8 protein-coding genes are annotated in these 12,116 nt (G+C 54.4%); all 8 read left to right on the top strand.

The annotated features are described in order from the left end of the window. The first annotated feature begins 167 nt into the window (after positions 1-167). Positions 168-887, top strand: a complete 720-nt coding sequence (locus tag QZL66_RS06675) for a JAB domain-containing protein (protein WP_022410957.1) — start codon at positions 168-170, stop codon at positions 885-887. Positions 888-912: 25 nt separating this feature from the next. Next, positions 913-2,874 carry an excinuclease ABC subunit UvrB gene (gene uvrB / locus QZL66_RS06670; protein WP_022410956.1) on the top strand — a complete coding sequence of 654 codons (1,962 nt, stop codon included), beginning with the start codon at positions 913-915 and terminating at the stop codon, positions 2,872-2,874. Positions 2,875-2,878: 4 nt separating this feature from the next. Next, positions 2,879-5,722 (top strand): excinuclease ABC subunit UvrA, encoded by a 2,844-nt coding sequence (uvrA, locus tag QZL66_RS06665; protein WP_022410955.1) that lies wholly within the window; start codon positions 2,879-2,881, stop codon positions 5,720-5,722. A gap of 195 nt (positions 5,723-5,917) precedes the next feature. Further along, complete coding sequence (pgk, locus tag QZL66_RS06660) at positions 5,918-7,132, top strand: phosphoglycerate kinase (protein ID WP_022410954.1); 1,215 nt, start codon at positions 5,918-5,920, stop codon at positions 7,130-7,132. A 61-nt stretch (positions 7,133-7,193) separates the two neighbouring features. Then, entirely contained in the window at positions 7,194-7,400 is a 207-nt protein-coding gene (locus QZL66_RS06655) for a hypothetical protein (RefSeq protein WP_022410953.1), read from the top strand. A 36-nt stretch (positions 7,401-7,436) separates the two neighbouring features. After that, positions 7,437-8,204, top strand: a complete 768-nt coding sequence (gene tpiA, locus QZL66_RS06650; protein WP_022410952.1) for a triose-phosphate isomerase — start codon at positions 7,437-7,439, stop codon at positions 8,202-8,204. Between the two features lie 56 nt (positions 8,205-8,260). Continuing rightward, positions 8,261-9,778, top strand: a complete 1,518-nt coding sequence (gene gpmI, locus QZL66_RS06645; protein ID WP_022410951.1) for a 2,3-bisphosphoglycerate-independent phosphoglycerate mutase — start codon at positions 8,261-8,263, stop codon at positions 9,776-9,778. A gap of 337 nt (positions 9,779-10,115) precedes the next feature. Then, positions 10,116-12,116: cation-translocating P-type ATPase (locus QZL66_RS06640; RefSeq protein ID WP_293601916.1), on the top strand; the 2,001-nt coding region annotated here is incomplete at its 3' end.

The following is a 12,116-nucleotide window of genomic DNA, read 5'->3' as shown; positions in this document are numbered from 1 at the left end:
GTCTGTGTCGTCGAAAATCCTTGTCAGGCGACAGCCTGCCTGCGGATTCTCTCCTAACATACAGTAATTTCTGTGCATTTTCCCAAACATCGCTATTTTTCAAACAACCCCTAGTATACCATATTTTCGGAAAAAAGAAAAGCAGTTTTTATGGAGGTGAATGCGCTGTGCGTCAGAAACAGGACGATGGAAACGCTTCCGCACATCCCGCCCACTGCCACGGCGGACATCGGGAACGCATGCGAAAGCGATTTCAGGACAGCGGACTGCAAACCTTTCAGCCCCACGAGGTGCTGGAACTGCTGCTGTTCTATGCGCTTCCACGGGTGAACACCAACCCCATCGCCCACGATCTCATGGCAGAGTTTCACTCGCTTTCCGGCGTGCTGGATGCGGACATCGAGGACTTGAAGCGCATTGACGGCATCGGAGAAAATGCGGCGGTGCTGCTGAAGCTGATTCCGCAGCTCTGCCAGATGTACCAGCTGGATAAAATGAGCGACAGTGATGTCATGGACACGCTGCCGAAACTCTGCAACTATCTGAAAGCGTGGTTCTCCGGCGTTATCTCGGAACAGGTCGTCCTGCTCTGCCTGAATGAGTCCCTCCAGCTGATTCGCAGCGAAGTCATCGGCGATGGCACAACGCAGGAGGTGTTTCTGGATGCCCATCGGATCGCTTCCTGTGCCATTCGTCTGCGCTGTACCCGTGTGGTGCTGGCACACAATCACCCCAATGCATCTGCTGCACTGACCGATGCCGACATCTTCTCCACCAACCAGCTCCGCAACATCCTGAACGGTTTGCAGATCGTACTGCTGGATCACATTGTGGTGGGAAAGTACGGGGATACGGTTTCCATGCGTCAGCTGATGGGCTGGTCATAATCGGTTTTTCCAAGGAGGAATGGATATGGATCATTTTGAACTGCATGCGCCCTTTGCGCCAACCGGAGATCAGCCGGAGGCAATCGCCAAGCTGGTGCAGGGTATTCGGGACGGCGACCGTGAGCAGACGCTTCTGGGCGTAACCGGTTCCGGAAAGACATACACCGTTGCCAACGTCATCGCACAGGTGAACCGCCCCACGCTGGTGCTGGCGCACAATAAGATTCTGGCAGCACAGCTCTGCTCGGAACTGCGGGAGTTTTTTCCCAACAATGCGGTGGAATACTTCGTTTCCTACTACGACTACTACCAGCCGGAGGCGTATATTCCAAGCACAGACAGCTATATTGAAAAAGACTCCGCCATTAACGATGAGATCGACAAGATGCGTCACAGCGCAACGGCTGCGCTGGCGGAACGGCGGGATGTCATCATTGTTGCCAGCGTGTCCTGTATCTACTCGCTGGGCAGTCCGGAGGAATACCGCTCCATGATCGTGTCCGTTCGTCCGGGTATGGAGAAGCCAATGGAGCAGCTGATGCGGGAATTGGTCGCCATCCAGTACGAGCGGAACGATGTCAACTTCGTCCGGAACAAGTTTCGGGTGCGGGGCGATGTCGTGGAGATCTTTCCGGCTTCCTCGACCGATAAGGCGATTCGGGTGGAGTATTTCGGCGACGAGATTGACCGCATCTGTGAGATCAACGCCGTGACAGGTGCGGTAACGGCGACCATGCAGTACGCCGCCATCCTGCCCGCTTCCCACTATGTGGTCAGCAGCGAGAAGATCGCCACAGCGGTGCAGACGATCCGGCAGGAGATGGAGGAGCGTGTGGCGTGGTTCAATGCCAATCACAAACTCATTGAGGCGCAGCGGATTCAGCAGCGGACACAGTACGACATGGAGATGCTTCAGGAAATCGGCTTTTGCAGCGGCATCGAGAACTACTCCCGCATTCTGGCCGGCCGTCCTGCCGGCAGTGTTCCGTATACGCTGCTGGATCACTTTCCGGAGGACTTCCTGCTGGTAGTGGATGAGAGCCATGTGACACTGCCGCAGGTGCGTGCCATGTATGCCGGCGACCGTGCCAGAAAGCAGACGCTGGTGGACTACGGATTTCGTCTGCCCAGTGCCTTTGATAACCGTCCGCTGAACTTCGACGAGTTTTACAGCCACGTGCATCAGGCAATTTACGTCAGCGCCACGCCGGGGCCGTTTGAACAGGAGCACTCCGCACAGGTGGTGGAACAGGTCATCCGCCCCACAGGACTGGTGGATCCGGAGATTTTTGTGAAGCCGGTGGAGGGACAGATCGAAGATCTGTTCTCCGAGATTCAGACACGGGCAGCCCGAAACGAGCGTGTGCTGGTGACAACGCTGACCAAGAAAATGGCAGAGGATCTGACTGCCTATCTGGAACGCATGGGCGTGCGTGTCCGGTACCTGCACCACGGCGTGGATACGGTGGAGCGTATGAAGATCATTCGGGATCTCCGTCTGGGCGAGTTCGATGTGCTGGTGGGAATCAACCTGCTGCGGGAGGGACTGGACATTCCGGAGGTCTCTCTGGTCGCTATTCTGGATGCGGACAAGGAGGGCTTCCTGCGCAGCGAAACAGCAATGATCCAGACCATTGGCCGTGCCGCCCGCAACGCCGGCGGACAGGTCATCATGTACGCTGACGAGGTGACCGGCTCCATGGAGCGTGCCATCACGGAAACCAATCGCCGCCGTGCCATTCAGATGGCGTACAATCAGGCGCACGGCATTACGCCGAAAACCATTCAAAAGGATGTGCGGGATGTCATCGAGATTACTACCAAAACAGAGGTGGAGAAAAAGACGAGCAGGAAAAATCTGCGTGGCAAAGAAAAGCAGGAACTGATCGAACAGCTTCGTGCGCAGATGAAGGAGGCGGCAAAGCTGCTGGAATTCGAGCATGCGGCATACCTGCGGGACAAGATTCGAGAGCTGGAGGGAGAATAAGCTTATGCTGGACAAAATTGTGGTACACGGCGCACGTGCCAATAACCTGAAAAACATCGATGTGGAACTGCCAAGAGATAAGCTGGTGGTGATGACCGGTCTGTCCGGCTCCGGCAAATCCTCTCTGGCGTTCGATACGATTTTCGCCGACGGACAGCGCCGGTATATGGAGAGCCTCTCCTCCTATGCACGGCAGTTTCTGGGACAGATGGAGAAACCGGATGTGGACAGCATCGAAGGACTCTCGCCGGCAATCTCCATCGACCAGAAAACCACATCCAAGAATCCCCGCTCCACTGTGGGAACGGTGACGGAGATCTACGACTACCTCCGCCTGCTCTATGCGAGAATCGGCATTCCCCACTGTCCGGTGTGCGGACGGGAGATTCGCCAGCAATCCGTGGATGAGATCGTTGACCGAATCCTTCAGCTGGAGGAGGGGACACGCATCCAGCTGCTTGCCCCCATTGTTCGAGGCAAAAAGGGAGAGCACAAAAAGGAACTGGAAAACGCCAGAAAGTCCGGCTATGTTCGTGTCCGTGTGGACGGCAGCCAGTACGACCTCTCGGAGGAGATCACGCTGGAAAAGAACAAGAAGCACCACATTGAGATCATTGTAGACCGTCTGGTGGTGAAGCCCACCATTCGCACCCGTCTGACCGATAGTCTGGAAACCGTACTGTCCCTGACCGGCGGTCTGGTGATGGTGGATGTCATCGGGGGAGAGGAGCTGCTGTTCTCCCAGAGCTACGCTTGTCCGGAACACGGTGTTTCCGTGGAAGAACTGACGCCACGGATGTTCTCGTTCAACAACCCCTTTGGCGCATGCCCCCGCTGCACAGGACTGGGAATGTTTCAGGAGGTAGATCCGAAGCTGGTCGTACCCAATGGGGATCTGAGCATCCGGCAGGGCGCTATCAAAGCGCCGGGCTGGAACAGTCTGACTGATACTTCCATCGCCATGATGTACTATCAGGCGATTGCGGAGAGATACGGCATTTCGCTGGATGTGCCGGTGAAAGACCTCTCACAGGAACAGCTGCATCTGTTCCTATACGGCACAAAGGGCGAACCGCTGCTGCTGCATCGGGAGACCGCCGGCGGAAAGAGCGAGGGGTATCACGCACCCTTTGAAGGGGTAATTCCCAATCTGGAACGGCGGTTCGCCGAGGGCAGCGAGTGGTCGAAGGATGAAATCAGCGCTCTGATGAGTGACGTGTCCTGTCCCGTCTGCCACGGCAAGCGCCTGAAGCCGGAGGTCTTGGCTGTCACAGTGGGCGGACTGAATATCATGGAACTGACCGCTCTCTCCGTGACCAATGCGCTGGAATTTTTCGAGAAACTCCAGCTGACCGAACGGGAACAGCTCATCGGCGCACGCATCATCAAGGAGATTCGGGAACGGCTGGGCTTTCTGCGGAATGTGGGCTTGGAATACCTCACCCTCTCCAGAAGTGCCGGAACGCTCTCCGGCGGTGAGAGCCAGCGCATCCGGCTTGCCACACAGATCGGCTCGTACCTCATGGGTGTGCTGTATATTCTGGACGAGCCAAGCATCGGTCTGCACCAGCGGGACAACGACAAACTGATTGCCACACTGAAGCGGCTGCGGGATTTGGGAAACACGCTGATTGTTGTGGAACACGATGACGACACCATTCTCGCTGCGGATTATGTGGTGGATATCGGCCCGGGCGCCGGCGTTCACGGCGGAAATGTGGTCTACGCCGGCGATGTGCAGGGGCTGCTTGCCTGCAAAGAGTCTATTACGGGGCAGTATCTTAGCGGTCGCCGGCAGATTCCGCTGCCGGAAAAGCGCCGGCCGGGAAATGGAAACTACCTCACCATTCGTGGCGCACGGGAACACAATCTGAAAAACATTCAGGTGCAGATTCCGCTAGGCGCATTCACCTGTGTTACGGGTGTTTCCGGTTCCGGCAAATCCTCGCTGGTCAATGAAATTCTCTATAAGTATCTGGCAGCCAAACTCAATCGGGCACGGACGAGATACGGCAACTTTGACGGAATGGACGGGCTGGAGCATCTGGACAAGGTCATTGACATTGACCAGTCGCCCATCGGAAGAACGCCGCGTTCCAATCCGGCGACTTACACCGGCGTTTTTACGGACATTCGGGAGCTGTTCGCCAAGACCAACGATGCCAAGGCAAAGGGCTACACCGCCGGACGCTTTTCTTTCAACATCAAAGGCGGACGGTGCGAGTCCTGTCAGGGCGATGGCATTTTGCGCATTGAGATGCACTTCCTGCCGGATGTCTACGTGCCCTGCGAAATTTGCAAGGGAAAGCGCTATAATCGGGAAACACTGGCGGTCAAGTATCGGGACAAGTCTATCTATGACGTGCTGGAGATGACCATTGACGAGGCGGTCGTCTTTTTCGAGAATATGCCCAAAATCGCACGAAAGCTCAAAACGCTTCAGGAGGTGGGACTGGGCTACCTCAAGCTGGGACAGTCGGCGACTACGCTGTCCGGCGGTGAGGCGCAGCGTGTGAAGCTGGCAACAGAGCTGTCCAAGCGCCCCACCGGAAAGACCATCTATATTCTGGACGAGCCAACCACAGGTCTGCACACCGCAGACGTGCACCGTCTGGTGGATGTGCTCCAGCGCCTGACGGATGCCGGAAATACGGTCGTCGTGATTGAGCACAATCTGAACGTCATCAAGATGGCGGACTGGATCATCGACCTCGGGCCGGAGGGCGGCGACCGTGGCGGTACGGTCGTTGTCAGCGGAACACCGGAGCAGGTGGCGGACTGCGCAGATTCTTATACGGGACAGTACCTCCGTCCGTACCTGCACGGAAACAGTTCGGCAGAAAATTGATGCGTTGTTGCAAAAAGCACGTCCCCGCAGAATGAAATTTAGACTTTTCAGAAAAAATCGGGGAAATACTTGCAAAAATTTGAGAAATGGTGTATAATAGGATTGCTTGCGATGCGGAGGGAAAGGTGCGTATCTGCACATTCCTTTTGCGTCCATGTAATGTAATTTCTATTTTATGGAAAGGATGTCAATGATATGGCAGGTTTAAACAAAGTATCGGTAGACGACATTTCAGTAAAGGGAAAGCGGGTTCTGGTTCGTGTGGACTTCAACGTTCCGATGAAGGACGGCGTGATCACCAACGACAATCGTATTCAGGCTGCACTCCCGACCATCAACAAGCTGGTTTCTGAGGGCGCAAAGGTAATTCTGTGCTCTCATCTGGGCAAGCCGAAGAATGGTCCGGAGGATAAGTTCTCCCTGAAGGCTGCTGCTGCCCGTCTGGCTGAGCTGGTTTCCGCAAAGGTTACCTTCGTTCCGTCCGATGTTGTAGTAGATGATACCGTAAGAGCTGCTGTTGACGCAATGCAGGACGGCGAGATCATCGTTCTGGAGAACACTCGTTTCCGCAAGGAAGAGACCAAGAACATTGAAGACTTCAGCAAGGATCTGGCTTCCATCGCTGACGTATTCGTTATGGATGCATTCGGCAGCGCACACAGAGCACACTGCTCTACCGTTGGCGTAACTGAGTATGTGCCGGAGACCGCTGTTGGCTACCTGATGCAGAAGGAGATCCAGTTCCTGGGCAATGCCGTAGAGAATCCGGTTCGTCCGTTCGTTGCAATTCTGGGCGGCGCAAAGGTTGCAGACAAGCTGAACGTAATCTCCAATCTGCTGGAAAAGTGTGACACCCTGATCATCGGCGGCGGTATGGCTTACACCTTCCTGAAGGCACAGGGCTATGAGGTTGGCACTTCTCTGGTAGACGATACCAAGCTGGACTACTGTAAGGAAATGATCGAAAAGGCAGAGGCAAACGGCAAGAAGCTGCTCCTGCCGGTAGATACCGTAACTGCTGCGGAATTCCCGAACCCCATCGATGCTGAGATCGAAGTTGCAACTTATGATTCTCACGAGATTCCGGCTGACAGAATGGGTCTGGACATCGGCGAAAAGACACAGGCTCTGTTCGCAGATGCTGTAAAGACTGCAAAGACTGTGGTATGGAATGGCCCGATGGGCGTATTCGAGAACCCGATCCTGAGCAAGGGTACTGTTGCAGTGGCTCAGGCTCTGGCAGATACCGATGCAACCACCATCATCGGCGGCGGCGACTCCGCAGCAGCAGTAATGCAGCTGGGCTTCGCTGACAAGATGAGCCACATCTCCACTGGCGGCGGCGCTTCTCTGGAATATCTGGAGGGCAAGGTGCTGCCGGGTGTTGCAGCAATCGCTGACAAGAACTAAGCGCCAAGCTGAGAGGTGCAGCGCTTCTCCGTTTGAACCGCTTTGAGAAAGGAATGATCCCATGAAAAAATGTGAATTGCAGGAATCCGTAAAGTCTGCGTTTCTGAATCCGGCAGCAGCATTTGCGCTGGGTGCAGTGTGCGGTCTGGCAGTGGGAATGCTTTTCCTGCCTTTCTCAAAAGGCATTGTGATCGGAAGTCACAACGGAAGTAACAACAAGAGATCCCACGAAGAGGGAGATTATATCACAGATGCTGATGCGGAGTGATTCGCAGGGCGCTGTGGGAAGAAAGAGGAATTTGCTATGAATAAGGCACTGAGAAAGGCAATTATTGCCGGCAACTGGAAGATGAACAAGAACCGTCAGGAAGCTACTGCACTGATCGAGGCTCTGAAGCCCATCGCAGCAGACAAGACCTGTGGGGTCATCATCTGCGTACCGTTTACCAATCTGGAAACTGCACTGCGTCTGACTGAGGGCACCAACATCGAAGTTGGCGCTGAGAACGTGCACTTCGAAAAGAGCGGCGCATTCACCGGCGAGATCTCCGCAGATATGCTGACCGAAATGGGCGTAAAGTACGTGATCGTTGGCCACTCTGAGCGCAGACAGTACTTCGGCGAGACCGATGAAACCGTCAACAAGCGCACCACTGCTGCTATCGAAGCAGGCATGACCGTTATCCTGTGCGTTGGCGAGACACTGGCAGAGCGGGAACTGGGCATCACCGGCGAAACTGTTGCAAAGCAGGTAAAGGTCGCTCTGCACGGTCTGACCGCAGATCAGGTAAAGAACATCGTCATCGCTTACGAGCCGGTATGGGCAATCGGTACCGGTAAGACTGCAACCGCAGAACAGGCTGAGGAAGTTTGCGCATTCATCCGTGCAACTGTTGCAGATCTGTATGACAAGGCAATTGCAGACGGCATGACCATCCAGTACGGCGGTTCTATGAACGAAAAGAACTGCGCAGAACTGCTGGCAAAGGAAGATATCGACGGCGGTCTGATCGGCGGCGCTTCTCTGGTTGCAGAGAAGTTCGGCGTTCTGCTGGCAGAAGCTTCCAAGTAAAAAAGAAAATTGCCGTACAGACGACAGCCTGAAAACGAGGGAAAGGAAGATCACAAATGAGTAAAAGACCTGTTGCATTGATTATTATGGATGGATTCGGCTACAATCCGGACGCCTATGGGAATGCAATTCGTGCTGCAAAGAAACCGAATCTGGAGAAATACCTGAAGGGACCGCACACCCTGATTGGGGCAAGCGGTCTGGATGTTGGTCTGCCGGACGGTCAGATGGGCAATTCGGAAGTCGGACACACCAATATCGGTGCGGGCAGAATCGTCTATCAGATGCTGGTGAAGATCACCAAGGACATCGAGAACGGAACTTTCTTCTCCAATCCGGCACTCTCAGATGCAATGGATGCCTGCAAAGAAAAGGGAACCGCACTGCATTTGATGGGGCTTCTCTCTCCGGGCGGCGTACACAGCCATATGTCGCATCTGTACGGTTTGCTGGAGATGGCAAAGAAAAAGGGTCTGTCCAAGGTTTATGTGCACGCATTCCTGGATGGCCGTGACGAGCCGCCGGCATCTGCTGCGGGCTTCATGAAGGAAGCTGCTGCAAAAATGCAGGAGATCGGCGTGGGCAAGGTCGCAACCATCTCCGGTCGTTATTATGCTATGGATCGTGACAACGCATGGGATCGTGTGGAAAAGGCTTACGCCGCAATGGTTTACGGCGAGGGCGTGACCGGTGGTTCCGATCCGGTTCAGGCAATTGAAGACAGCTATGCCAATGACGTAACTGATGAATTTATGCTCCCCACAGTTCTGGACAAGGACGGCGTTGTAAAGCCGGAAGACAGCGTGATCTTCTTCAACTTCCGTCCGGACAGAGCAAGACAGCTCACCCGCTGCTTCGTGGATCCGGAGTTCAGCGGATTCTCCCGCAGAAACGGCTATTTCCCGGTACAGTTCGTCTGCATGGCGCAGTATGATGCGTCTATGCCGAACGTCACCGTTGCCTATCCGCCGGAGGATCTGCACATGACATTCGGAGAATATGTCAGCAAGTGCGGAAAGACACAGCTGCGTATTGCAGAAACCCAGAAGTATGCGCACGTAACGTTCTTCTTCAACGGCGGCAGAGAGCAGACCTTCCAGGGCGAGGATCGGATTCTGGTACAGAGTCCCGACGTACCGACATTCGACCTGAAGCCGGAAATGAGTGCTTACGAGGTCACCGACAAGGTTGTAGAAGCCATTGAAAGTGATAAGTATGATGCGATCATCCTGAACTATGCAAACTGCGATATGGTTGGCCACACCGGCGTATTTGACGCAGCAGTGGCAGCTGTAGAGGCAGTGGATACCTGCGTTGGACGCATGGTAGAGGCAATCATGGCAAAGGGCGGTATCGCATTCATTACTGCGGATCACGGCAATGCAGATAAGATGCTGGAAAAGGATGGCACGCCGTTTACGGCGCACACCACCAATCCGGTTCCGTTCATTGTTGTCGGCATGGATCGTCCCCTGCGGGACGGCGGCGTACTGGCAGATATTGCGCCGACCATGCTGGAGGCAATGGAATTGCCGCAGCCGGAAGAGATGACCGGAAAGAGCCTGTTCGCATAAGTTTTACGACAGAAAATTATATCAGAAAGTCCTGCGAAGGAGTCCTCCTTTGCGGGGCTTTTTTGAATTCTTTTTGAACATCGCTGATTTTGCTTGACATTTTTTTCGAAAATGGGTATAATAAAAGGGTAAAAGAGAGTAGCTGGCGGGGAAAATCCCGTTTATGCGGCGTCAGTACGGTTGCACTCACGCAACCCGCTTCATATCTAAACGGCAAGACTTTTACGGAGCACGCAGACAGGTAAGCTGTCGGTTCCGTAGGGTTTTGCCGTTTTTTCTGTCTGTGTGCTGTCCATTCTCCCGCAAAATGCTGCAAAAAAGGAAAGGAATGTTGTGTATGCAAGAACACTATCGTCAGGATCTGGAGGAACTGTATCAGGAGCTGGGCACATGTCCAGAGGGTCTCTCCTCCGACACCGCTGCAAAATGTCAGGAAAAGTACGGGAAAAATGCCATTGCAGAGGGGAAGAAGAAGCCCACTCTATTGATTTTTCTGGAACAGTTCAAGGATTTTCTGGTTATCATCCTGATTATCGCTGCACTGATTTCCGCATTTACCGGAGATCTGGAGAGCTTTCTGGTCATCATTGCGGTAATCACCATGAACGCCATTCTGGGAACGGTGCAAACGGTCAAGGCGGAAAAATCCCTGTCTAATCTGAAAAAACTCTCCTCGCCTACGGCAACGGTGTTGCGTGACGGACAGACTGCCATCTTGCCGGCGGAGGAAATCACTGTCGGGGATGTGGTTTTGCTGGAGGCGGGAGATCAGATTCCGGCGGACGGACGACTGATCGACTGCGCATCGCTGCAAACCAATGAGAGTGCTCTCACCGGCGAGAGTACCAACGTGGAAAAGAGCATGGATGCCATCTCGCAGGAGGTGCCTCTGGCGGACCGGAAGAATATGGTGTATTCCGGCGGATTCGTCACTTATGGCAGAGGCACATTTGTCGTAACCGAAATCGGCATGCAGACTGAGGTGGGCAAGATCGCTTCACTGATTCAAAATGCTGAGACGAGAAAAACGCCGCTGCAAAAGACACTGGATCAGTTCGGCAAGCGGCTCTCCATGGCCATTCTGATCATCTGCGCACTGGTATTTGTGCTGAGTCTGGTGCAGTCGGATGCCGTGAACTTTGACTCCGTGATGTCCTCTCTGATGTTCGCCATTGCGCTGGCAGTTGCGGCAATTCCGGAGGCGCTCAGCTCTATTGTCACCATTGTGCTCTCTTTCGGCACACAGAAGATGTCCCGTGAAAACGCCATCATGCGGAAGCTTCAGGCAGTAGAGGGACTTGGTTCTGTCTCTGTCATCTGCTCGGATAAGACCGGCACTCTGACCCAGAACAAGATGACCGTTCGGAAAATCGTGGTGCAGGATCACATCATCGCTGCAGACGATGTAAGTCCGGAAAATCCGGAGGAACAGGAGCTGATTCTGGCGTCTGTGCTCTGTAACGATGCCACCTATCAGGACGGCACGGAGATCGGCGACCCAACAGAAACAGCACTGGTGCGGTTTGCGCAGACTTGCGGACTGTCTGACGCCCAGATGCGGGAGAGCCACGCACGAATCAGCGAGATTCCCTTTGACTCCGACCGAAAGCTGATGTCTACCCTGAACGAGTGCGGTGGTGTGCGAAAGATGTACACCAAGGGCGCAACCGATGTGCTGCTGGATCGCATGACATGTTCGGAGGCGGAGAAGCAGGAGATCGTGGAACAGGTGGAGGAACTCTCCGAACAGGGGCTGCGTGTGCTCTGCTTCGCTGCAAAGGAGTTCTCCGGCGAGGCACTGGATATTTCCGATGAGAACGATCTGACTTACCTTGGCCTGATCGCCGAGATGGATCCGCCTCGGGAGGAATCCAAGCAAGCGGTTGCTGAGTGCCGGTCTGCGGGTATCAAGCCGGTCATGATTACCGGAGATCATATCGTCACCGCTTCCGCCATCGCCAAGGAAATCGGCATTCTGGAAAAGCCGGAGGAGGCCGTGGAGGGTGCAGCGCTGGATGCTTACACCGACGAGCAGCTAGTGAACTTCGTGGCAGACAAATCGGTCTATGCCCGTGTGACACCGGAGCACAAGATTCGAATCGTGCGTGCATGGCAGACCAGAGGCAACATTGTTGCCATGACCGGTGACGGTGTCAACGATGCCCCTGCACTGAAACAGGCGGATGTGGGTGTTGCCATGGGCATCACGGGCACAGAGGTTTCTAAAGATGCCGCAGCCATGATTCTGACCGACGACAACTTCGCCACTATCGTTAAGGCGGTAAAGAACGGCAGAAACATCTACGAGAACATCAAGAAGGCAATCCTGTTCCTGCTG

Source organism: Ruminococcus sp. CAG:330, assembly GCF_000437175.1.
Classification (GTDB): domain Bacteria; phylum Bacillota; class Clostridia; order Oscillospirales; family Ruminococcaceae; genus Ruminococcus_C.
Note: the sequence above shows the minus strand (reverse complement) of the source record. Positions and strands in the feature narration are given on the sequence as shown.

Excerpts from the sequence above, each read along its gene's own strand:
- uvrB (WP_022410956.1), top strand. The coding sequence starts at position 913 with ATGGATCATTTTGAACTGCATGCGCCCTTTGCGCCAACCGGAGATCAG.
- uvrA (WP_022410955.1), top strand. The coding sequence starts at position 2,879 with ATGCTGGACAAAATTGTGGTACACGGCGCACGTGCCAATAACCTGAAA.
- pgk (WP_022410954.1), top strand. The coding sequence starts at position 5,918 with ATGGCAGGTTTAAACAAAGTATCGGTAGACGACATTTCAGTAAAGGGA.
- QZL66_RS06655 (WP_022410953.1), top strand. The coding sequence starts at position 7,194 with ATGAAAAAATGTGAATTGCAGGAATCCGTAAAGTCTGCGTTTCTGAAT.
- tpiA (WP_022410952.1), top strand. The coding sequence starts at position 7,437 with ATGAATAAGGCACTGAGAAAGGCAATTATTGCCGGCAACTGGAAGATG.
- gpmI (WP_022410951.1), top strand. The coding sequence starts at position 8,261 with ATGAGTAAAAGACCTGTTGCATTGATTATTATGGATGGATTCGGCTAC.